General features: G+C 43.8%; 17 protein-coding genes and 1 riboswitch. Of the genes, 12 read left to right on the top strand and 5 right to left on the bottom strand.

Annotated features, from left to right (window positions below):
- Positions 1-88: 88 nt before the first annotated feature.
- From VB073_RS09150 to VB073_RS09135, 4 genes are all read right to left on the bottom strand, one after another.
- Positions 89-1,471, bottom strand: a complete 1,383-nt coding sequence (locus VB073_RS09150; RefSeq protein WP_323403860.1) for a sugar porter family MFS transporter — start codon at positions 1,469-1,471, stop codon at positions 89-91.
- 225 nt (positions 1,472-1,696) lie between these two features.
- Entirely contained in the window at positions 1,697-3,907 is a 2,211-nt protein-coding gene (locus VB073_RS09145) for an alpha-galactosidase (RefSeq protein WP_416349524.1), read from the bottom strand.
- Between the two features lie 35 nt (positions 3,908-3,942).
- On the bottom strand, positions 3,943-5,433 hold the full coding sequence (locus VB073_RS09140) for a succinate CoA transferase (RefSeq protein WP_323403858.1): 1,491 nt from the start codon (positions 5,431-5,433) through the stop codon (positions 3,943-3,945).
- 43 nt (positions 5,434-5,476) lie between these two features.
- Positions 5,477-5,962 carry a hypothetical protein gene (locus VB073_RS09135; RefSeq protein WP_323403857.1) on the bottom strand — a complete coding sequence of 162 codons (486 nt, stop codon included), beginning with the start codon at positions 5,960-5,962 and terminating at the stop codon, positions 5,477-5,479.
- Positions 5,963-6,239: 277 nt separating this feature from the next.
- Between VB073_RS09135 and miaB the strand changes: the two genes are divergently transcribed.
- From miaB to VB073_RS09115, 4 genes are all read left to right on the top strand, one after another.
- Positions 6,240-7,574 carry a tRNA (N6-isopentenyl adenosine(37)-C2)-methylthiotransferase MiaB gene (gene miaB, locus VB073_RS09130; protein ID WP_323403856.1) on the top strand — a complete coding sequence of 445 codons (1,335 nt, stop codon included), beginning with the start codon at positions 6,240-6,242 and terminating at the stop codon, positions 7,572-7,574.
- A 99-nt stretch (positions 7,575-7,673) separates the two neighbouring features.
- Complete coding sequence (locus tag VB073_RS09125; protein WP_323403855.1) at positions 7,674-7,916, top strand: YtxH domain-containing protein; 243 nt, start codon at positions 7,674-7,676, stop codon at positions 7,914-7,916.
- Positions 7,917-7,943: 27 nt separating this feature from the next.
- Positions 7,944-8,321, top strand: coding sequence for a phage holin family protein (locus VB073_RS09120; protein WP_323403854.1), 378 nt, complete (start codon positions 7,944-7,946; stop codon positions 8,319-8,321).
- Entirely contained in the window at positions 8,318-8,701 is a 384-nt protein-coding gene (locus tag VB073_RS09115) for a hypothetical protein (protein WP_323403853.1), read from the top strand. Before VB073_RS09120 ends, VB073_RS09115 begins: the two co-directional genes overlap by 4 nt.
- Here the strand turns inward: VB073_RS09115 and VB073_RS09110 are convergent.
- Positions 8,694-10,994, bottom strand: a complete 2,301-nt coding sequence (locus tag VB073_RS09110; RefSeq protein WP_323403852.1) for a RelA/SpoT family protein — start codon at positions 10,992-10,994, stop codon at positions 8,694-8,696. The genes VB073_RS09115 and VB073_RS09110 overlap by 8 nt on opposite strands.
- Positions 10,995-11,241: 247 nt before the next feature.
- Positions 11,242-11,337: riboswitch (TPP riboswitch) on the top strand.
- Between the two features lie 99 nt (positions 11,338-11,436).
- Between VB073_RS09110 and VB073_RS09105 the strand changes: the two genes are divergently transcribed.
- The 8 genes from VB073_RS09105 to VB073_RS09070 all read left to right on the top strand — a co-directional run.
- Entirely contained in the window at positions 11,437-13,680 is a 2,244-nt protein-coding gene (locus VB073_RS09105) for a TonB-dependent receptor (protein ID WP_323403851.1), read from the top strand.
- Positions 13,681-13,752: 72 nt separating this feature from the next.
- Positions 13,753-14,310, top strand: a complete 558-nt coding sequence (gene pnuC / locus VB073_RS09100; protein ID WP_323403850.1) for a nicotinamide riboside transporter PnuC — start codon at positions 13,753-13,755, stop codon at positions 14,308-14,310.
- A 375-nt stretch (positions 14,311-14,685) separates the two neighbouring features.
- A complete protein-coding gene (locus VB073_RS09095) occupies positions 14,686-15,822 on the top strand; it encodes a TlpA disulfide reductase family protein (protein WP_323403849.1) in 1,137 nt (378 codons plus the stop codon).
- Between the two features lie 603 nt (positions 15,823-16,425).
- A complete protein-coding gene (locus tag VB073_RS09090; protein WP_323403848.1) occupies positions 16,426-19,506 on the top strand; it encodes a SusC/RagA family TonB-linked outer membrane protein in 3,081 nt (1,026 codons plus the stop codon).
- Between the two features lie 13 nt (positions 19,507-19,519).
- The gene (locus VB073_RS09085) at positions 19,520-21,088 is read left to right on the top strand and encodes a SusD/RagB family nutrient-binding outer membrane lipoprotein (protein ID WP_323403847.1); all 1,569 of its coding nucleotides are present in this window, start codon (positions 19,520-19,522) and stop codon (positions 21,086-21,088) included.
- A gap of 31 nt (positions 21,089-21,119) precedes the next feature.
- On the top strand, positions 21,120-22,106 hold the full coding sequence (locus VB073_RS09080) for a DUF1735 domain-containing protein (RefSeq protein ID WP_323403846.1): 987 nt from the start codon (positions 21,120-21,122) through the stop codon (positions 22,104-22,106).
- Between the two features lie 598 nt (positions 22,107-22,704).
- The gene (locus VB073_RS09075; RefSeq protein ID WP_323403845.1) at positions 22,705-23,967 is read left to right on the top strand and encodes a hypothetical protein; all 1,263 of its coding nucleotides are present in this window, start codon (positions 22,705-22,707) and stop codon (positions 23,965-23,967) included.
- 2 nt (positions 23,968-23,969) lie between these two features.
- Positions 23,970-24,122, top strand: a 153-nt coding sequence (locus VB073_RS09070) for a DUF5043 domain-containing protein (RefSeq protein ID WP_323403872.1), incomplete at its 3' end; no start/stop codon positions are given.

Raw genomic sequence — 24,122 nt, 5'->3', positions numbered from 1 at the left:
ATTTCATTTTCCATTTGCCCGCTATTCCGTGCCGCAGCAAACCAAAATTTAGAAATCATCAATTATATATCTGTAAATGATATGATTTTTATTTTACCGTAAGCTCTTTTTCAATGGCTTCCAGCGATTTTCCTTTTGTTTCCGGTAGAGTCCGGTAGATAAACAGAAAACCGGACAGGCAGATAAAGCCATATAACCAGAAAGTGCCGTATGATCCCAACCAGTTGTTCAACAGTGGAAATGTATAGGTCAATACAAAACAGGCGCTCCAAAGGGCAAAAGTAGATATGGCCATGGCCATTCCCCTGACTTTATTCGGGAATATCTCCGAAATCACCACCCAGGTGACCGGTCCCAATGTCATTGCATAGCAGGCAATGGCAAGCACCACCAGCAGCAACACGGAAACTCCCGTTACCTCAAAATAATAACAGGTACCCAATATAAGATATATGACAGCTAATCCGACAGCGCCGATCAGCAGTAACGCCCGTCGTCCGAGTCTATCTACTGCGTACATACCGACAAATGTAAAGATGACATTCGTGACACCGGTGATAACGATATTAAACAGGATATCAGACACATTATAACCTGCGGAAGAAAATATTTCCTGAGCATAATTAAAGATGACATTGGTCCCCGACCATTGTTGAAAAACAGCAATAACAACACCGATAAGAAGTATCTTGGGCATCTTACCCTGGCGCAGCAAAGCATAATTGCCCTTTTCGGCACCCTCCGCCGACATATTTTTTTGCAGTTCATTCATCTGTGCGACAGCAAACATCTCCCCTCCGATACGTTGAAATACATTTCTCGCCTTCTCAAACTTAGTATGGGTTGACAACCATCTGGGACTTTCCGGAATGAACAATATCATCAATAAATAGAAAGCAGCAGGAAAAGCTGCAGCCCAAAACATCCAACGCCAGCCCATTTGTCCGTTCCACGAAGTCAGAATACTTTCTCCCTCCACAATAGGCTCGGCAATCAGCCAGTTTGTAAGTTGGGCTGACAAAATCCCCAGTACGATCATCAACTGATTAATAGAGACAAAACGACCACGTATACCCGAAGGCGATACCTCGGCAATATACATAGGCGCAACATTAGAAGCGATACCAATCCCAACACCACCAAACAGCCGGTAAAAAATAAACCAATTCAACGAACCAGCCCAACCTGCTCCTATTGAAGATGTCAGAAATATAATAGCAGCAATAATCATCAATGGTTTTCTACCATATCGATCTGCCAAACTTCCCGATACCGTCACTCCAATGATACAGCCAACGATGGCGCAACCCATCACCCATCCTTGCATGGATGGCATGGATGATATATCGAAGAAAACTTCGTAGAAAGGTTTCGCCCCACCAATAACCACCCAGTCATAACCAAAAAGAAAACCTCCTAACGCTGAGATCAGTGCCAGAAACAACAAGTATAAGGTATTGTAATTTTTCATATCCCCAGTCGATTTATCCTTTTTTGAATGATACAAAAATAGAGAAGAGATTTTGCTCAAAAATGTAATAAATTTTGTAAAACATGTAAAAAACAACGATTATAATGAATTCGGGTTCATTTTTACTCTTGTATAAAAAATCACCCACTTATATTTTGCCTGGCGAAATATAAGTGGGTGATATATACCGTACATCCTTATAAAGATGTAATCAAATAAACGTGCTTATTTTACAGCTTCAATCTTTATTACTACACTGGCTCTGCCGCTATTCACCGTAGGATTAAAACCTACATTCATTAAAAATTCCCCGGAATAGAGTTTTTGAGAATCGATAGGAGATCTTGTACCGTCATAGAGATTGATTTCCGTCAACCTGTAGGTGCTGTTTTTGTCCAATCCCTGTAGTTTTACGGGACGGAGGGAAGCTTCCGATAAATATCTCCAATTGGTAAGATAATTGAACATGACAGCTTCGCTCTTTCCTTCGTTCACATACATAAGCGATGCCATATCGTTCTCGTAGGGACTGGCAAGACGGTACATCTCGCCATGCCACACAATGTCCTTGAAATTATCGTAGTTCTTCACGGTCTGCCGGGCAAAGGTCTTATCCCGTTCATTCAATTCATTGGCTCGGATATCGAATCCGAGTTTACCCATCGATGCCACATCTATCCGGTACTTCAGCGACCGATCCTTGCTCCAGTCGGTGACATGGGCACACATCGCTATAGCAGGGTAAAAATAAGAATAATTCCACTGCATAAAGACCCGTTCCAACGGATCGGTATTGTCACTCAACCAGAACTCTGTGAAATATTTCAGCAGGTTATAATCCGATCGGCCTCCGCCTCCGGAGCATAACATGATGGGTACAGTAGGATATTTTGCACGCACCCTTTCAAGGACACTTTGTAATCCTTTCGAATATTCCACGTACAGGTGTGACTGAGGGAGTTTCTTACGCTCCAGATATTTCGAATGGCCATTGAAGACGGGAGCATTACAATCCCATTTGATAAAAGCCAGAGTGGGGTTTTCAGTGAACAGGTGATCCACTACGCCAAAAACAAAATCCTGCACTTCGGGATTTGACAGGTCGAGAACCAACTGATTCCTGAAATAAATCTCGGGCCTCTTTTCCTCTCTGATTACCCAATCGGGATGTTTCTCATACAGTTCGCTTTTGGGATTGACCATCTCGGGTTCAATCCATATACCGAACTTCACACCGGCTTTCTCTGCTTCACGAACAAGGAATGGAATACCGTCAGCAAGTTTCTTTTTATTTACTTCCCAATCACCTAAACCGGCCCTGTCGTTATTCCGTGGATACTTATTGGCAAACCATCCGTCGTCCAGCAGGAACATATCCACACCCAACTCTTTTGCTCCTCCAAACAGACCGACCAATTTATCCTGGTCGAAATCGAAATAGGTAGCTTCCCAGTTATTAAGCAATGTCAACCGCACCCCCTCTCCGTCAAGAAGAGTGTGTTTTTTGAGCCAATCCTGCAAATTGCGGCTTCCCTTTCCTTTCCCTTCAAAAGAGACAGTATAGACAAAATGAGGTGTCTCAAAGGGAGTATTCGCCTTTAATTGATATGCGGATTGATACGGGTTTATTCCGGCAACGATATGCAGATTCTTGAACACATCAGTTTCAAACTGCAATGAGAAATTCCCATTCCATGCAAGTTGGCCCATCATTACTACTCCTGATGTCTCAGTTGCTTTCTCATCCAATGACAACATGAAATTGGGTGAGGTAAGCAAATGTTCCCTCGTTCCCAGTCGACTTTCAATGGTATGCATTCCCTGCCGCAGATGTGTCTCCACAGGTTGCATTTCCTTAGCCCAGTCTCCGTTATAACTTGTCAGAAAATAATTCTTATTGTTCAGGTACAGATTGGCTGAAGCGTACTTGTTAAGCATCACATCACCTTTCTCGGTATGTCTGATTACACTCCATTGCTCAATCACATCCTTATCTTTCCACGCTTTATAGCAGAGATCGACAAAGAAAGGATATACGGGATCCTTGAGCGTGACAGTGGTAAGTATGGCTCCATCAGAACTCTCGGAAGTTGTGTGGTTTTCATACAACAGGTCCAGAGAATTGTTACCATCTACATGTACCACTGCGATCGCCGGTTCGGTGAAATTATTATCAATTCCCGCTACAGCATAGGCATTGTTATTGGAACTTGCGCCACCGGTGTGAAAATTAAAAACTTCTTCTGTCCGGGCATATTCATTTACATTCGACAAAGATTTTCCAAAATAGACAATCTTCAAACGATTGTTCCCATCGGTTTTCAAAACCGTCACCAGATTTTCCGTTTCTATTGAAATAATAATATTCTGACCAAAAGAAAAAGAAAAAGACAATAAAATCAATAAAGCACTTATAATTAAATGAATATACTTCATGATTGATCAATTTGATTTAATGAATAATCTTACCCTTACTGGTATTTCGAAAAATCGGTATTTCGCATATTGCCGGTTTCTTTCAACGCATGATGGAACGCAAAACAAGCATAGATATCTTGCGGGATATGGCCCTTTACACCACGTTGCAGATATTCATGCAACAACGGGCGATAATCAGGATGCGCACATTTCTCAATGATTTCTTCAGCTCGCCTCAATGGTCCTTTTCCCCTCAAGTCAGCCACCCCATATTCCGTCACTACAATCTTCACCGAGTGTTCGTTGTGATCCTCATGCGTTACCTTGGGTACAATACAACTAATATCACCGTTCTTGGCAGTAGATGGTGTGAGAAAAACAGAGAGGTAGGAGTTGCGGGTGAAATCTCCCGATCCGCCAATCCCGTTCATCATCTTGGTACCGTTCACATGAGTAGAGTTGACATTACCGAAGATATCCACTTCTATGGCCGTATTCAGGGCGATGATACCAAGTCGGCGTGCTAAACCGGGATTATTGGTTATCTCGGAAGGACGTAATACCAATTTATTCTTGAAGAAATCGAGATCATTATAAAACTGTTGAAGCACTTCATTGCTGACGGTCAGCGAACAACCGCTGGCAAAAGAGATATTCCCTTTCTGCATCATATCGATCACCGCATCCTGGATCACCTCGGTATACACCTCGAAACGAGGGATCTCCGGATTACTTCCCATAGCGGCCAGTACAGCATTGGCAATATTCCCCACGCCGGATTGGATAGGCAGGAAATGAGGAGGAATACGTCGTGCGTTTATCTCTCCTACGAAAAAATTCGCCACATTCTCACCGATTCGTGCAGTCACCTCGTCTACAGGAGCGAAACCACCTCCCTCTCCATCTCTTTCGGTTTCAACTACAAAAATCTTCTTAGGATCTACTTTCACATAATCAAGCCCGATCCGGTTTTGGACCTCGAAAATAGGTATCTCACGACGTTTCGGAGGATCCTGTAGTTCATATATATCATGCAGGCCTCTCAATTTCGAAGGAATCTTTTTATTCAACTCCACGATCACGATATCGGCCAACCGACAGATAGTAGGGGTAATGCCTACGGCTGTTGTCGGTATGATCTCCCCCTTTTCTGTTACATCACAGGCTTCAATGATAGCTACATTGATCTTACCAAAGAATCCGTAACGAATTTCCTGCGCCAGTTGAGAGAGATGAAGATCGAAAAAATCGAATTCGTTTCTGTTCAATGCATCCCGTGTATCTTTATTGGTCTGATAAGGTGTACGAAATTTGATCGCTTTTGCACGGGTAAGCGTACCATCTATGGAATCACCGGTAGATGCTCCCGTGAAAATACCAATCTTGAAAGGATTGCCTTTAGCATGCTCTGCCTCTGCTCTCTTTGCAATCTCTACCGGAACCACTTTTGGACATCCGGCATGAGTAAATCCGCTGAAGCCTACGTTATCATCATTTTTCACAAGTGCCGCAGCCTCTTCAACGCTAATAAATTGTAATGCCATAAATAGTAAATATTTTTGTGTTAAAATAAAAATCGATAGTTCCTCAATACTTTCTTTGTATGATCTCGCCGTATATCAATCCTTTTTTAAGTTCCTCACGGCCTGTATCACTTCGCAGACCCAGAAGCAATGGATGGAGAGATTTAGTTGATTTATCCTTACGGGCATTATCGGGTGTATCGGACGACTCCGAATCCACTTCATAAAATGAATTCGCATCATAATCAAAGGTATAAGTAGAGAGGGAGGAGGGTTCTTCGTGAATGGATACCAGATCGAGGGAAGATTGAAAATTATCGTACCTCTCCTTAGCCGAATTGGCAGCAGGTACCGGAGGTGGCAAATTGGGAAGGATAACCTTTTCTTCCACTTCCTCCTCTTTCTCAAAAAATGTAGGGAACTTAACTTCTCTTTGCCGCTCTGCTTCCGTTTGCTGTTGCTGTTGCTTTTTCTTACGGGAATCATTAAAAAAACCCAATATCATAAAAAATGCCAGAAGGATAATATAAATAATTTCTTGAGAGTCCATATTTTGCTTAATTTTGCAGCCTGACAAAAATAGTGATTTTTTCTGAATTGGAGGTTACTTGGTCAATATAAAAAAAATCGAGAGCAACTTCACAGTTACTCTCGAACAATTAACCAAAACCTTAACTATGAAAAAATTTTTATTTTTCCTTGAGGCAAAGTTAGTATAAGAAAAAGAATATTGCAACTTTTCTGTCGATAATTTGACATTTTAACTTTCCCCATACTATACAGATGTATATATCACAGTTTACAAATAAGTTATAAACCCAAACGTAGTGAAAGAGAAGAAACTATTCATAGAGACTTACGGTTGTCAAATGAACGTGGCGGACACGGAAGTAGTCGCATCCATCATGGAGATGGATGGCTATAGCCTCACCGATAACGACCGCGATGCGGATGCCATCTTCATAAACACCTGTTCCATAAGGGACAACGCAGAACAGCGTGTAGTACAGCGGCTGGAATATTTCAATGCGCTGAAGAGAAAACGGAAAGAACCGCTTATTGTAGGCGTATTGGGATGTATGGCTGAGAGGGTAAAATCGGATCTGATTGACGATCACAATGTAGATCTGGTAGTAGGACCGGATGCTTACCTCGACTTGCCAAATTTAGTAGGAGCTGCGGAGAGAGGCGAGAAAGCCATCAATATTCAACTTTCAAAAACAGAGACTTATAAAGATGTGATTCCATTGAAGTTGAATGGAAGTAATATCTCCGGGTATATCTCCATCATGAGGGGATGTGACAAATTCTGTACTTACTGCATCGTACCCTTTACCCGTGGGCGTGAGCGTAGCCGTGAACCGGAAAGCATACTGCATGAGTTGCAGGACATGCAGGCAAAAGGGTTCAGGGAAGTTACCCTACTGGGACAGAATGTAAACTCCTACCGTTTCGTGGATGGCAACAGAAAAATTGACTTCCCCGCATTGTTGGCGATGGTAGCTGAGGCTGCACCCGAAATGCGGGTCCGCTTCACCACATCCCATCCGAGAGACATGACTGATGAGACGCTGGAAACTATTGCCAGATACAGAAATCTCTGCAACTACATCCACCTGCCCGTACAATCGGGTAGTTCCAGAATGATGAAGCTGATGAACAGAAGATATGACAGGGAGTGGTATATGGACCGGATTGCCGCTATCAAACGGATTATCCCCGGTTGCGGTCTTTCGACCGATATCATGTGTGGTTTCCATTCCGAAACAGAAGAGGATCATCAGGAAACACTTTTCATGATGCGGGAAGTGGGGTTTGACTCTGCCTTCATGTTCAAGTATTCTGAGCGTCCCGGCACATATGCCGCCAAGAAATTAGAGGATAATGTAACCGAAGAAATCAAAAGCAGACGACTACAAGAAATTATTGATCTGCAAATGGAACTGTCGCGGCAGAGCAATGAAAAAGATATGGGAAAAGAATTCGAGGTGCTCACTGAGGGTTTTTCAAAACGTTCACGGGAGCAGCTTTTTGGCCGTACCGATCAGAACAAAGTTGTCATTTTTGACAAGAAGAAACACCGTATTGGAGAATTTGTCAAGGTAGAGATAACAGGCTTTACTCCTGCGACTTTACTGGGCGAATCGATCTCTGCCGACTAAAACTTCGGTACTATAAATTTCTGTTTCGAAAACAATTTTGAGGGTAATGTGTTCTATTTAATAAATGGGATTGAACTATTAACTATTAAACGTAAAATTATGAAATCAGAAGCAAAATTATTATTAGGATTAGGGATCGGAGTTGCTCTCGGAGCTGCAGTAGGCTACATCATGGGTAGTGACAGAAAAGAAGAATGGCTGGAGCAAGCCAACGAGTTTGCCGATAAGGTAAGAGCTAATGTAAAAACCGCTATCTACAGAGGAAAAAGCGAAGTACAGGATTTAAAGGAAGATATTGACGACATAGCCGAAATAGCAAAGAAAGAACTGGCAAAACAATAATATCCGATCCTTCAACCGAACAAAACGATGGAAGAGAAAAAAGTAAGTACGCTATTCGAGGAAATGCGGGATGATATTTCGAAATACATCTCCAGTTCGCTCGAACTTGCCAAACTGGAGGTGTACGAGAAAATAAGCCTGGCCTCAGCATCAATCAGTTTTGGATTGATTGTAGCGGGGATTGCGTTGGTGGCCTTTTTTTTCGCACTGGTAACCGCAGCCCTCTATCTGGGTGAACTGCTTGACAGTTTGTGGGCTGGTTTCGGCATTGTGTCGGCGTTCTCCGTTTTGGTATTACTGATTATGCTACTCTTTAAAAAGCATTTCAATAAAAAAGTGACCAACGGTGTGATACGCTTTTTGATAAGACAGGATGACAAGGACGATAAAAAAAGTGATCAATGAGCACCTATAAACTAACTCCACTGGAGGAACTTCGGCTGGAAAAGAAACGGTTACGTGAGGAGCGGGGCATTGCCAGTCAACGGCTCTCTTATCAATTGCAGTATCTGAACGACAACTGGGGTACAATGCTTACCAAGGGTATCTCTTCTTCAGTAAAAGCAAAACTGGCTGAGACGATAGACAATTTATCAAGTGGGTCATCCTACTCAGTCACACCTTTTATAACGAAGAGAGCCAATCCCTGGTTAAACCTCATCATGTCGAATCTTCCACTCATAGGATCTCTTTCATGGAAAGTAGCCAGACCGACGCTTATTGCCTTTGCTATCCGAAAGATTCCCTCCCTGCTGTTCGGCAAGAAAAGAAAAAGAATTAAATAGTAGATCTGTGGACGGTGCTTACACCGTCCACTTTTGCTATCTTGGCACAGAGTTGGTTTACCTCTTCCGCACTATGGACATGGATGTTAAATACGCCCTCGAATATTCCGTCATTGGAAGAAACGTTCACACTCTGTATGTTAACCACTACATCTTCGGACAGTTTTGACAGAATAGTACCTAATATCCCTACCCGATCTATCCCTGTAAAAACGATGGATGCCAAAAAAGAATATTGGCGATAATCACCCCATTTCACTGCAATGATGCGGTCGCCAAAATTGGCTTTTAATTTCAGGCCGGTCTGACAGGAACGCTTATGTACTTCAACCTCTTCCTTCTCGGTTACATACCCGAATACATCATCACCAGGAAGAGGATTACAACACGAAGAAACGATAAAATTCTTGCGGAAATTGGTCTCCGTAAGCTGAAAAACAGCCTTCCGGTCTATCTTCTCTTTCTCACCAAACGACTCTTCCGGTATAACAGGCGACACAAATTCCTTCTGCACGCTCTTCACATTTCTCTGATCAGAAGGTGGTGCTTTTTTTATCGCATTCATCGCCTGCTTCATATACCTCACGAAAAGATTATCCTGCTTCTCCTCCTCTACTTTCAACTTAAAAAAAGCATCCTTATCGGAAGGGAGCATAACATCATTGTTACCTATCAAAAAATAGAGGTCTTCCTTGTTTTCGGCTTTATATGACTGAAGTATCTTGTTAAGAAGAACATTATCAATAGGTTCATGTTCGAACAGTTCTTCAAGCATTTTCTCACCCTTCTCTGCAATTTGTCGACGTTGTCTTCGCAATGAAGCTTCAATTTTGGTGCGCGCTTTGGCGGTTGTCACAAAATTGAGCCATTCAGGCTGCGGATCGACCGACTGCGAGGTGAGTATTTCTACCTGGTCACCACTACTCAGTTTTTGACTAAGCGGTGCCAGAGTATGGTTTACTTTGGCTCCCAAGCAATGATCTCCGACACGAGTATGGATAGTATAGGCAAAATCAAGTGCCGTCGCCCCCTGGGGTAAGGTTTTTATCTCTCCTTTGGGAGTGAATACGAAAATCTCAGACGAAAAGAGATTCATCTTCACCGTATCCAGAAAATCGATAGCGTTAGGATTAGGATTGGCCAATACTTCCTGAATAGTCTTCAACCATTTATCCAGTTCATTATCTTCTTCAATTCTGTTTTCCTTATATTTCCAATGGGCAGCAAAACCCTTTTCAGCAATATCATCCATACGCCGACTCCGGATCTGTATTTCAATCCATTTCCCGTCTGGCCCCATTACCGTCAGGTGGAGCGCCTGATAGCCGTTGGCCTTGGGGTGACTCACCCAGTCACGGATACGGTCAGGACGAAGTTTATATATATCTGTGATGGCGGAATAGATATCCCAGCATTGCTTTTTCTCATCCATACCGGGATACACCTCAAAAATAATACGTACCGCAAACAGGTCGTATACCTCGGAGAACTCGATCCCTTTGGCCTGCATCTTGTTCCAGATGGAATAGACCGACTTGACACGTGCCCGCATCTCATACTCTATATTCATCTTATCAAGCGCTTTGACTACGGGAACAGCAAAGTTCTCATAAATCTTGTTGCGCTGTGGAGCTGTCTCCTCAATCTTTTTTGTCAGGTCGGCATAGGTCTCCGGATGTTCATACTTAAAACAGAGTTCTTCCAGTTCGGTTTTGATAGCAAAAAGCCCCAGGCGATGCGCCAACGGGGCATAAATATACAATGTCTCTCCGGTTATCTTGTACTGTTTGGCGGACGCCATCGACGAAAGTGTACGCATATTATGCAGTCTGTCGGCAATTTTGACAAGAATCACCCGGATATCATCCGACATAGTCAACAGTAATTTCCTGAAATTCTCCGCCTGTGCCGACACATTCTCACCAAACATCCCCTTGGATATTTTCGTAAGCCCATCCACAATCTGCGCAATCTTGTCGCCAAACAGAGCACGGACATCTTCCACGGTATAATCGGTATCCTCGACCACATCATGTAAGAGAGCTGCAGAAATAGAAGTAGAACCCAAGCCCATCTCTTTAGAAACAATACGGGCTACTGCCAAGGGATGCATGATATAAGGTTCTCCCGAACGCCGGCGTGCACCTTTATGTGCCTCTTTCGCCATATTATACGCCCGGGTGATCACATCCACCTTCCGTCGGTGATTTGAATTCAGATAATCGTTCAAAAGCGCCTGAAACTCATTCTCGACCATCTGTTCTTCCGCTACCAGTTTTTCTTCATCACTCATATACCTACTAGACCCTGTTTTTATATTTTCGTTTAATCGAAATTTCCCAAGGCAGAGAATTTATCTACCTGCCTGACACCGAGAAGTCAGATAAAAACCGAAAATTTTACTTTACCGAACGAAATTACAAATAAATCCAAAAATATCATCTATCCAGTCGGTTATTTTTCTCATCAGAACCATCCTGAATGTTAAAAAGATGAGGTAAATGGCTTTTTCTGAACAAAAAAGTCTTATCTTTGTTCTCTTATTCGACAGGGGGTGCCCAAATAAACGGGCTGAGATCATACCCAAATCACCTGATCCGGGTAATGCCGGCGTAGGGAAATAAAGTCCACGATTCGTGGTTTTCTGGTATATATCTTTACAAATCCCCTTTTTTATTTCACTAACCAACGATGTACATCGCCAATCGCTTTGTCCATCCTAAAATTAAAAGTAAATGAAAAAGGTTTTTTTATTGCCGGCAATACTGTTGGCATTGGTTTCACAGGTAAAGGCAGATGAAGTGCCTTCCGACTCATTGAGTCAAATTCAACTGGAAGAGGTGATTGTTTCAGCTACGCGGGTAGGTACCAACACACCCGTAACGCACAGTAACATATCTAAGGATGCGATCTCCGAACGGAATTCGGGACAGGATATCCCTTATATTTTGTTGCTCGAACCATCAGTTATTGTTACATCGGATGCCGGTGCGGGAATAGGATACACCAATTTTCGGGTACGCGGCACTGATGCTAACCGTATAAATATCTCTATAAACGGTGTACCGTTGAACGATTCAGAATCACATGGTGCCTTCTTCGTCAACATGCCCGATTTTGCCTCCTCCCTCTCCTCCATCCAAATACAACGGGGCGTGGGTACCTCCACCACCGGTGCCGCTACATTCGGAGCAAGTGTGAATATGCAAACCGAAAATGTGAGTCGTATACCTTATGCCGAAATTAGCTCATCATACGGTTCGTTCAATACCCACCGCAACACATTGAAAGCGGGAACAGGACTTATCGGGAACCATTTCGCCATAGACGGACGGTACTCCACAATTGCTTCCGACGGATATGTCGACAGGGCATCGGTCGACATGCATTCCTATTATCTCTCGGGTGCATATCTGAGTGATAATACCATCCTTAAATTCGTCACATTCGGAGGAAAGCAGAAAACATACCTGGCCTGGAATGGTGTAGATCTGGATCTGGTACGACGCGATCCGCTGAACTATACCCGCACCTACAACGAGATGGGACAATATATCGACGACGATGGCAATGTACAGTTCTACGATAACCAGACCGATAATTATACACAAACGCATTATCAGTTGCATGCCACCCACCAGTTCTCTCCATCCCTCTATATGAATGCGGCTTTACATTATACAGCGGGAAAAGGCTATTATGAGGAGTACCGTACAGGCAGGAAATATGTGGAGTACCTGCTCACTCCTGTCGTGGAAAACGGGGAGGAACGGAAAAAGACAGATCTTATCCGCCAGAAATGGCTTGATAACGATTTTTACGGAGCTACCTTTGCGCTGAATTACACACAAGACCGTTTCGGACTGATTTTCGGTGGCGGTGCCAACAATTACGATGGCAATCACTTCGGCAAAGTATTATGGGTGCGCCACCCGAACAAAAACTTCGACTCCGACAAGGATTGGTATCGTAATACCGGAGAGAAGACAGATGCCAATATTTACCTGAAACTGAATGTGGAACCGGTACGCAACCTGCTTATATATGCCGATGCACAATATCGCTATATTAAGTACGATATGCAAGGCAGGGATGACAAGTTCGACGAAACGGAGAATGCTATGCGTGACATCACACAAAGGCATACCTTCTCATTCTTCAACCCTAAAGTAGGAACCACCTACCGGTTGGATAATCATAACCACCTCTACGCATCCTTCTCCGTAGCTAACCGTGAACCAAACCGGAACAACTATACCGATGCAGGACCTAACGAACACCCTACCAGTGAACGGTTGTATGACACCGAAGTCGGATACCGTTATCAATCATCTATCGCGAGCTTCGGGGCAAACGTTTATTACATGAAATATAAAAATCAACTGATCCTCACAGGAAAGATCAGTGAAATCGGGGAAATACTCACATCCAATATCCCCGACAGCTACCGTACGGGGGTCGAACTGACCGGAGGCGTGCAAATCAGTCCACTGTTGCGTTGGGATGCCAATATCACATTCAGTCAAAATAAGATAAAGAATTTTGTCGAGCAGGATGTGGCTGTTTACGATGAAAACGAAGAATGGATTGAAGCGCGCTCCAATGAACTGGGCACCACAGATATCGCCTACTCACCCGACATTGTCGCCAACAGCATCCTTTCTTTCTCATACCGCGGTTTTGAAATAGCATTGCACAGCAATTATGTAGGACGACAGTATCTGGATAATACCTCGAGCAAAGAGCGTAGTATCGATGCCTATTTCGTAAATAACCTGCGGGCAAGCTACTCCTTTAAAATCCCCCACGTTGAATCGGTGGTACTGGGTGTCTGGGTAAACAACCTGTTTAATGTGGAATATGAAACCAACGGCTATAATTACGATAGCTATTACCTGAACGGAAAACGGGTAAACGAAAAACGTTACTTTCCCCAGGCAGGTACCAATGCATTGGCAAATATTACTATCAGATTCTAAAATATTATATACAATAAACGGATTTTCTCCTTTTGCAGGAAAAATCCGTTTACCTTTACACAAAAACAATCAATGCAGACTATCGAAATCATCGGTGCCGTTATCGGGCTGCTTTATTTATATCTGGAATACAAAGCCAGCAAATGGTTATGGCCGGTAGGCGTACTGATGCCCATTCTCTATGTATGGATTTTCTTCCAGAGTAAATTCTATGCAGATATGGGGATCAATGTCTACTACTTCTTCGCCAGTATCTACGGCTGGATGCGGTGGACCAAATCGCAATCGGAAGATTCCGGGCTGCCGATCAGCCATACACCCCGTCGCTATATCTTGCCGCTTTTGGTGATAGGGACAACACTTTTTGCAGTGATGGCGTTTGTTCTGATCCGGTTTACCGACAGCCCCGTCCCCTATGGCGACAGCTTTACCACCGCACTGAGTATTCTCGCCATGTGGATGCTTGCCCATAAATATCTTGAACAATGGGGATTATGGTTTCTGGTGAACATTATCTCCTGCGGGTTGTATGTATGGAAAGGCCTCTATCCTACTTCTGTCCTTTTCGCGATTTACTCGGTGATCTCGGTATTCGGCTATTTCAAATGGAAGCGGATGATGAAAGATTGAACGGATAAAAGCGGGAATGATATTGAAATATTCACAACATAAAACTAATTAATGTTAAAAAATAAGTTATTATTTTGAACATATTATTATTTTATTCTATATTTGCCAATCCTTCTTTAAAAGGGTAAACTTTTGTAAAATTTCATGCTAAAATGAATCATATTTCTATTCGACATAACAACAGGAGTTTTAATGCATCCAGAGCAATGTGTTGCCCTATGTGCATGATGTTCGAGCGCTGTTGTGTCGGATAAGCCGGGATATTCAAGAATAATAGAATATGAAAGCCCTTCCGATACATGTTTGGAGGGCTTTTTTTATGTTTCAATATATCGATTTAAAAAATTACAAATATCAATAATAAAAATTACTCAGATGAAGAAAACAGCTTTTTTTGCGCTGTTGAGCGCTCTTGTTTTATTTGCATGTAAAAAGCAGGAAGCTGCTTATGAAATACATGCGACGATAGGTGCGTCGGAAAAACCGGCGAAGGCATTTTTTGAATTTCAAAATGACTCGGGACAGACGGTGGTTGATTCCGTGTTGATTGAAGAGGGAAAATTCCGGTTCTCCGGAAAATACTCCGCTCCTTTTTCGGCAACAATAGCCATTGACCACGAAGGAACTGAAACGTATTCCAGAAAATTGAGAGACCGGTTGACTCTGTTTGTTGAACAAGGAAAGATCACCCTAACAAGTCCCGATTCCATCAAAAATGCAGAAATCACCGGTTCTCCACTCAATGATCTTTCGAAAGAATATGATGCGCTGGTACAAGTTTTCCAGGATGAGAAATCCGCATTACAAAAAGAATATTATTCGGCCACCGAGGAACAACGAAAATCGGAAGAATTTAAACAGCAACTCGATGAAAAATGGAATGCGATAGAAGAGAAGGAAAAAGCTGTCGCCTATGATTTTCTGAACAGCCATAAAGATTCTTATATCACCCTGGCGAAAGCGCTCCCGGTCTATCTCGGGCATGATCCGGAAATTGCGACATACGATTCCGTTTTCTCCCTACTGACGCCGGAAGTCAGGAATACAGCCCTGGGACAGAGATATGCAAAGAGATTAGACGCTTTGCGCGCTACAGTTATCGGTGCCGTAGCACCAGGATTTACCCAAAACGACACTATCGGAAATCCGGTATCCCTCTCCGATTTCAAGGGTAAATATGTACTGGTGGATTTCTGGGCTTCGTGGTGTGGCCCCTGCCGGCGTGAAAATCCTTTTGTTGTGGAGGCTTTCGAGAAATACAAGGATAAGAACTTTACAATCCTGGGTGTTTCGTTGGACGAATCGAAAGAAGACTGGCTCAAGGCGATCAGTGACGATAAGCTTGCCTGGGCACAGGTCTCCGATCTGAAAGGGTGGAAAAATGAAGTGGCCGCGTCGTATGCCGTTCGGAGCATTCCCTCCAATTTCCTGTTAGATCCCGAAGGAAAGATCATCGAAAAAAATCTGCGTGGAGAAAAATTAACCGAAGCGCTGGAAAAGTATTTGAAATAAACGATACCACAAAACGATGAACAACGATTCTATCCTGTACGATCACAATGCATACAATGCATCCCACAATATGATGTATTGCATGTACATGTGCATGTGCATGTGTATGTCCATGCCATGCAGGCATATTGTATCGGGATAAACCGGAAAAGAATATTTTCTGTCGTAACATAGAATCAATTTTCATATAACGGCCCCTCCGATGCAATAGCAGTTCGGAGGGGCTTTTTTATTTCAGGTTATCAAAACAGCAGGTAAACAGAGGTTATCAAAAATTATACAGGGAAAAGAGCATAATGGAAATCCGTTTTATCCGATATAACAACAAGGGGAACAACATTTCGTGTATGATGATGTGTTGCGGTATGTATATGTGCATGTCGCGGAAGCACCGTCGTGTCGGATAGAAGAGGAAAAAGCAAAAGAGAAAGAACTCCCCCGATACGTTTTCGGGGGAGTTTTTTTTGGGGGGGTACCGATTAGTTTTATTTCCGGTAACCGTAAGAAGTAAAAGATGAATCGATCTGTAGATAGCAAATTTCAGGTTTACATATAAAAAAGAAAAAAGTTTTATTTAGAAGTAGTTAATTAAAAAAGTAGAGTATGAAAAAGAAACTATTATTATTTTGGGCACTGTTCTTTACGGGGATAGTGATTGTAACTGCACAGACACAGGTGCGGGGAACGGTTTCGGATGAATCGGGCGAACCGGTGATCGGCGCTACGATTCATATCAAAGGTACCTCAAGAGGTACGGTGACGGATGTTGACGGCAATTTCAGCCTCCTGGCTCCCACCGGCGGCACGCTGGTAATCTCTTATGTAGGTTATGTCACGCAGGAGGTTCCGGTAAGTGCGAACGTAAGAGTCGAGTTGAAGTCCGATGTTGCAGTTTTGGACGAAGTGGTGGTCGTCTCCGGCGGTATTCACCGGACAAGAAGAGAACAGGGGTACACCGCCACAAAAATTACGGCGGCGGAACTGACGGCCGCGAAGCCGGTCTCTATTGCGGCAGGACTGACGGCAAAGGTCCCGGGATTACAGGTAAATGCTATTAGCAGTGGTGTAAATCCGAACTATCGGTTGGTGTTGAGGGGGAACCGCTCGCTTACCGGTAATAACGAAGCGCTGATCGTCATTGATAATGCGATTGTGTCGGCCGACATCCTGAACAATATCAACCCGGAAGATATTGAGGAAATACAGGTGCTTAGCGGCGCTTCGGGGGCCGCACTGTATGGATCGGAAGCTTCCAATGGCGTGTTGCTGGTTACCACCAAGAAAGGTAAAGCGGGTAAACCGGTGATACGGTTTTCCCAGACAACCACCGCGCAACAGGTGAGTTTTTTCCCGAAGCTGCAGGACCGGTTTGGGGCCGGTGCTACTGCTGACGGGCAAGTGTATTCCCGGGAGGAAAACCAACAATACGGCCCGCCTTTCGATGGTTCTACGCGTGAACTGGGATACCCGCTCGAAAACGGAGACCAGCAAACCGTAGTCTATAGTCCGGTAAATGACCGGTACGATTTCTGGGAGACAGGCATACAGAACCAGTCTGATTTATCCGTCAGTTTCGGCGATGAAAGATCAACCACTTACCTCTCGGGGCAATACCTGAATGCTACCGGCACTACTCCCGGTGACAGATATAACCGGTTTTCTGCCCGGTTGAATGGCACCCGGAAAATATTGTCTAACCTGGATATCGATTATTCGGCCAATTACGTGCAAAATAATTACGATATCACTTACGCAACAAACTGGGTGTATGGCGATTTGCTGAATATTCCGGCCAATATTCCGGTATTAAGCTATAAGGACTGGAAGAACAACAAATATGCGACTCCCGACGGTTGGTTTAATCCCTGGTACTGGAACCCGTACTGGATTGCCGATACACACCGACAGGATACAAAAAACTCGTATCTGACCGGGAAAGCAGAACTGAAGTATTCGCCTGTTTCCTGGTTGTACCTGTTGTATAGGGGTGCTATTTCCGAACGCTATTATCAGAATAAATACTGGACGCCTAAAGTTACCTACAGCGATTATTCGGTCAATACCGTAGGACGTACCAATCAGGCCGGTTCTGTCGGAGATGCGCATTATAATACATCGCGGGTAAATCATGACTTCCAGGTAGGATTGAATAAAAAAGTCAGTGATCTTTCCTTGAACCTGATCCTGGGATATTCCTACAACGGATATAATTCAAAATCAACTTCGGCAAGCGCTTCGGCATTGCTGATTCCCGGTTTGTATAACTTAAGCAACCGGGTGGGTGAAGCTTCCACTTCAGAATCCGTTTCAAGGTACATTAATCTCGGTTTTTGGGGAGATTTCCTTGCCGGTTATAAAAACTATTTGTTTTTGCATGTCACAGGGCGTCAGGATTACACTTCTCTATTGAAAAAAGAAAACCGGGCATATTTTTATCCGTCAGTAGACATATCGTTTATTCCCACGGATGCGATCGAGACGCTTAAAGACAACTCCGTATTGGATTATCTGAAAATACGCGGAGCACTTTCCAAGACCGGTAATGTGAATTTAAATCCTTACGCTACCGATCCGACTTTCAGTTCGATTACCGGCTATTCCAAAGGCACCTACCTCTCGCAAAGCGGTACGCTGGTATCGGATGATTTGAAACCCGAAATTACTTCCGGATGGGAAGTCGGCACCGAATTCAAACTGTTCAACAACAGGGTAGACGCGCAATTTAACTACTATGCTACCAGCACTACAGGACAAGCGGTTTACGCGGGAATATCCCCCTCTTCGGGATTTACAAGTTACCTGATCAATACGGGAGAAGTGACCAACCGGGGGATAGAAGCGGCATTGCGCGTTACGCCGATCAGAACGCAGGATTGGACATTGACCGTAGGAGGTAATTATACCCATAATAAGAATAAACTGGTCACACTGTTCGATGATGACAATGCCGATGACCGGATATCCATTAACGGCAGCAGTGTGATTTATGCCCAGGAAGGGTATGAATTGAACCAGATCGTTGTCAGCGATTATGCCCGTGACGATCAGGGTAGAGTGATCGTAGATGTGAATACCGGTTACCCATCGAAAGCCAGCGAGACCCGGATTATCGGGAATACGACACCGAGACATCGCCTGGGGCTTGACCTGAGTGTCCGATGGAAGGATTTCACATTGAGTACCCTGTTTGAGTATCGTGGCGGATTCTATGCGGCGGCCATTGATTTGGGAACCACATTGGACTTTACAGGCGCTTCCGCACGCAGTGCTTACTATAACCGCGAACGTTTTGTTTTCCCCAATTCATCTTATTGGGATGAAAAAGCCGGCGCTTATGTGGAAAATACCAGTATCACCGTTTCTGATGGTGGTTCGGGATTCTGGACCTCCTCAACCTATAATCGCGGAATATATAGTAACTATGTATTCTCCGCAGATTACTGGAAATGGCGTGAGATACAGTTATCTTATCAACTTCCCAACCGTCTGATCCGGAAGTTACAACCGCTGCAGGCAGCTTCTATCAGTCTGCAGGGACGGAACTTGTTCCTGTGGGCTTCCTCCGACAACGAATATACCGACCCCGATTACAGCGCCAACGACAATAATGCAATCGGCGTTTCCACATTAAGCCAGACACCACCGACGCGCTATTTCGGGGCAACCGTATCACTCACATTTTAAAGATCAAAAGAATATGAAAAAATATATTATTATTTTATTGGCGGCAAGTTTGATTTTATTCCATTCTTGCGACCTGGATATCAACGACAATCCGAACAGCCCGACGGCTTCGCTGGTTACTCCCGAATATATATTGCCGGCGGCATTGGCAAGTACGGCAAGCAATATTGTTACCTACAATTCGTACGGTTCTTTTCTTGTCGGATATCAATTGCCCGGTAAGGGAATATCGGGATATGGAAGTACTTACACGTACAATTTTACCAGTACCGATAATACCGGTCTGTGGAACAATGTGTTCGGAAATCTGCGCGATTACCAGTATATTATCACGGAGGCACAGGATGATCCCCAGTATGCGCTCTTCGCTGCGGTTGCCCGTATCCTGAAAGTGTTTAATTATCAACTCCTGGTGGATACCTATGGCGATGCACCCTGGACAGAAGGCCTTCAGGGGAAAGAGAATCTGACGCCTGCTTATGACGATGACGCCGAAGTGTATCGACTTTTGGTAGAGGAGATCGATGCGGCGATCACCGAAATAAATGAGAATGCGGAAGCGGTCGGCGTATTGGCCATCAAAGAGTATTCCGATCCGCTGTTCGGCGGCAACCCTGACAAGTGGAAACAGTTTGCCAACAACATTAAATTGCGATTATTGGTAAGAGCCTCCGGAACAACTATTGACTCGTTTGTACAGAGCGCTTTTAGTACTTTCAGCGCCGATGGCTTTCTCAAGGATGACGTCTCGGTCAACCCGGGTTATAGTGCCAGTAGTACGCAAAACCCTTACTGGACCGGATTGCATAGTTCAATTGCCGGTTCCATTACTACTGCCGCCAATTATTATATCCCCTCCAAATATGTGTTGACGTTTTATAACGGAACAGTGTTGCAGGATGATGTAAGAGGAGCGCTGATCTATAAAGGGTATCCCAGTGTCGCTTCGGGGCAATTGGCCGACGAAACGAACAATCCTAATTCACCTGATTATGCCTGGACGGGAACCGGTGTGGCAGATGACGACGGTACCCGGGTCGGCCTTTTTAAAGACCGCACACAATCGCAACCCATCTTTTTGGCTTCCGAAACATATTTCCTGCTCGCGGAAGCAGCACTGACCGGACATACCCTTGATGGCGACGCCAAAACGAATTTCGAAAAAGGGATCCTCGCTTCGTTCGACTATTTAAACCAGAAAGCAAACGGGTCGTATATCGAAGGCGTGAATCCCGAAGCCGACTTGGGCGAATACCTGGCTGAAAACGCCGGTAATTATTTAGCGGATTACGATGCGGCAACGACCGACGCACAGCGTCTGGAGGCTATCATTACCCAAAAATACATTGCCTTGAATTATATTCACGGGCATGAGGCGTGGAATGAGTTTAGAAGGACAACTTATCCCCGGATAAGCGGCACGAATGCCACAACAACATTCGTTTCGATACGGTCGCAGTCCACCCGCAGCGATAAATTGCCGGTACGGCAGATTTACCCGCAGGCGGAATACAACCTGAACGCCAACGTGCCCAAAGTAGCCAATGCCTTCTCAGACCCTGTTTTTTGGGATAAAGATTGATTTTTCAAAAACAATATAAAATAGCATAAATATGAAACGAAATAGTAAGAATATAATAACCGGCTTTCTTGCGGTTTTATCCATCATCTTTCTTCTTTCTTGCGTCAACGATGCCGAAAGCGTCTTTCAAGACAACGGTTCGCACGGAATAGTGGAATTGGCTGATTTGCCGGCGAGAAGCACTTCAACTCCTTATTCGCTGAAGTCAACTGCATTAGAGGCAGACGATATAGCAAAATGGCCTATAACGGTTAACTATACGGGCGCCAATGGAGCTCCCGAAGATATTACCGTAACGTTAAAATTTGACGCGAAAATAATAGAGACACATAACGATCAAGACACAATCAAGGAGAATGATTATACCGTGCTCCCCTCGCATTTGTTTGACGTGGACAGTTACACAGTCGTGATCCCCAAAGGAGAAAAAAAGGCTGTATTTACTATCAATGTTTTTCCTCCGGAATATACCGAAGACGATTTTTTTGAATCTTATGCGTTGGGTATAAGTATCGAGTCTGTCACATCTGGGATTATAAGTGGTAATTACGGTAAAGGCGTGTTCCCCATTGGCATTAAAAACAAATATGATGGTGTTTATACGGTCGAAGGATCTTTCCAGGATTATACAAACGCTGCATTTGTAGGTGTTTATCCTTTAACGGTACACCTTGTAACTACAAGCGCCAGCACGGTTGAGGTCCATTTAAAAAGTATTCCTGCCGGCACGATATCCAATCCATACCGTTATTATTTTTATACCGGAAGTGGTTACTCATATTATGGAAACTGGAGCCCTATTTTTAAATTTGACACAACTACCAATAAAGCGGCAGCTGTAACCAATTACTATGGACAGGGAACCAATGCATCCGGTCGTGCCGGAGAGATTGAGCCGGAAGCCAATAATTATTACGATCCGGAAACTAAAAGCGTTCACATCACGTATTATTTAATACAAAGCGGGGCAAAACGGAGTAAATTTACGGAAGTATATACCTATAAAGAGTCAAGATAAAGTTTTTATACAGTCATCTGGTTAGATTTGGTTTTATTTGTCGCGGGCGGTGGAAAATATTGATTTCCACCGCTCTAATAATAGTGATCCAGGATTGCGCCTTCGTAGAATCCGACTCCACCGACAGGAAGCAACTATTACTGAAATTCGCCAAATTTTCGTATCGGCACGGCAGACGTCTCCACCTGACAGATATTAATTGAACTTATTTCAACACCCCGATTTTTCACTCAAAAGAATAAAATCGGAGCTATTCCACTTTTTCATCCCGGAAACCCGAACATGGATTTTCCGTATAAAAATCTTAAAAAATCTGCGTATATTTATACATATATCAATATATTTTATTAACTTGGGGCGTCTAATCTTTTTTCACTATGTCCAAAGAATCGGAATATCGTCTCAACGGGATGTTCTTTATTTCCTGTAACTCATTTCCGTACGGGATGCGGATAAATTCACGCAGGGAACTCAACTATAAAAACAAATTATCTATGGAAAAACAAAAATTAGTTTTATTTCTTCTCTTCACGGTGATGCTAAGGCAAAAAGCTGGTATGAGACACATGTAAACAGGGGTGATAATGTCGGGTTACGCTTGGCCGGAAGCGGAGACAGCACGCTTCACGCTTTGAAACCTTTGCTTGACTGGGACTTGGCAACGCTTCACAATGACTCCATATGGTCGGTGGTGGAGTTGCCATGGGAGTATGAAAACGGGGAAATCACCTTTGGTAACATTGAGGCGATAAATGAAGCGGCAAACAGCGGTGGCGAAATGCAACAACTGCTCCGGCTGGTAATTTTGCAAAACAATCAAACAGGCGAAATATACGGGTTTAAAATGGCGATAGCGCCTGATTCAGAGTATATCCAAGGGACGGATTTATCCGGAAACAACAACTACCTGAGCCGCGACAGCAATCTCAGGGGGCTTGTGTTGTTTTACAGCCTGCAGGACGAGTTTGTGAACGGTTGGCTATACTCGGATGCCGATACCGGAGAGGGGGCACTCAGGGCGGGAAACGCCTCCCCCATTGAAATTGAAATTTGTGCTTCATGGGTAATAACCGTCTTAGACATTGAGGTACACGGACAAAATTGCAAGACAGTTTATTATCTTCCCACACTCGATATCGGCAGTGACGGTAGCGGCGGCGGTGGTTATAACGGCATGTTCGGCGACACCGACGGCGGTGGTGGAAGCAGTTCCAATAACAATACAAATCCGGAACAGGATACCGATACGGGCGAAGCGAATCCCAAAGAAATATTTCGAAACTCAAAAATGACAGAGGAAAACTGGAAGGAAATAGAAAAGATGCTTGACAAGATCATCAAGAATTGTTTGGGGAAAGGATTATATAACGGATTAAAAAACTCCCTTAACGGAAAAACATTGCCTATTGAATTTATTCCCGGGGATGATTCGGCATTTAACTATGCAACCGGCAAAATCTCCCTGAGCATGAATATGGAAAACGACCAACTTTTCCACGAAATGTGGCACGCTTATCAGGCATACCAAGAGACACAGGATTCTTACAAGAATTCCCTTCTGAACCAGGAGATTGAAACCCGGTACGCCCACTATCTCTATTTAGATGCCATTGGAAGTAAAAAATGGAACGAATGGGGTGAGTTGGATAAATCTTATAAATCTATTTCAACCTTAAAAGACTACATAACACCGAAAGGGGATCTCCGTCCAGGGCAATCAACTTTATCGTTGGAATCACATATACTGAATAACACGGTTCCCCTATTAAAACAAATCCCCGCTTACAATACCCCGTTTGACTTCGGTAATCCGGGACTGGGTATCTTTAAAAATTTACGCAAACTCTCAAAAAATTGTTGATTATGAAAAAGATCCAAGTTATTTTATTTGCCTTGCTGGTATGCCCTTTGGGTATCGCTGCACAAACGTATTATTACAATACGACCAAAACATTTTATGAGAATGGCTATACCTACCAGTGCGATGTGGAACCTTCCACACTTGTAACGCTTTAC

This window comes from Proteiniphilum sp., from assembly GCF_034927365.1.
Lineage (GTDB): Bacteria > Bacteroidota > Bacteroidia > Bacteroidales > Dysgonomonadaceae > Proteiniphilum.
Note: the sequence above shows the minus strand (reverse complement) of the source record. Positions and strands in the feature narration are given on the sequence as shown.

Excerpts from the sequence above, each read along its gene's own strand:
- VB073_RS09150 (WP_323403860.1), bottom strand. The coding sequence starts at position 1,471 with ATGAAAAATTACAATACCTTATACTTGTTGTTTCTGGCACTGATCTCA.
- VB073_RS09145 (WP_416349524.1), bottom strand. The coding sequence starts at position 3,907 with ATGAAGTATATTCATTTAATTATAAGTGCTTTATTGATTTTATTGTCT.
- VB073_RS09140 (WP_323403858.1), bottom strand. The coding sequence starts at position 5,433 with ATGGCATTACAATTTATTAGCGTTGAAGAGGCTGCGGCACTTGTGAAA.
- VB073_RS09135 (WP_323403857.1), bottom strand. The coding sequence starts at position 5,962 with ATGGACTCTCAAGAAATTATTTATATTATCCTTCTGGCATTTTTTATG.
- VB073_RS09125 (WP_323403855.1), top strand. The coding sequence starts at position 7,674 with ATGAAATCAGAAGCAAAATTATTATTAGGATTAGGGATCGGAGTTGCT.
- VB073_RS09120 (WP_323403854.1), top strand. The coding sequence starts at position 7,944 with ATGGAAGAGAAAAAAGTAAGTACGCTATTCGAGGAAATGCGGGATGAT.
- VB073_RS09115 (WP_323403853.1), top strand. The coding sequence starts at position 8,318 with ATGAGCACCTATAAACTAACTCCACTGGAGGAACTTCGGCTGGAAAAG.
- VB073_RS09110 (WP_323403852.1), bottom strand. The coding sequence starts at position 10,994 with ATGAGTGATGAAGAAAAACTGGTAGCGGAAGAACAGATGGTCGAGAAT.
- VB073_RS09105 (WP_323403851.1), top strand. The coding sequence starts at position 11,437 with ATGAAAAAGGTTTTTTTATTGCCGGCAATACTGTTGGCATTGGTTTCA.
- pnuC (WP_323403850.1), top strand. The coding sequence starts at position 13,753 with ATGCAGACTATCGAAATCATCGGTGCCGTTATCGGGCTGCTTTATTTA.
- VB073_RS09095 (WP_323403849.1), top strand. The coding sequence starts at position 14,686 with ATGAAGAAAACAGCTTTTTTTGCGCTGTTGAGCGCTCTTGTTTTATTT.
- VB073_RS09090 (WP_323403848.1), top strand. The coding sequence starts at position 16,426 with ATGAAAAAGAAACTATTATTATTTTGGGCACTGTTCTTTACGGGGATA.
- VB073_RS09085 (WP_323403847.1), top strand. The coding sequence starts at position 19,520 with ATGAAAAAATATATTATTATTTTATTGGCGGCAAGTTTGATTTTATTC.
- VB073_RS09080 (WP_323403846.1), top strand. The coding sequence starts at position 21,120 with ATGAAACGAAATAGTAAGAATATAATAACCGGCTTTCTTGCGGTTTTA.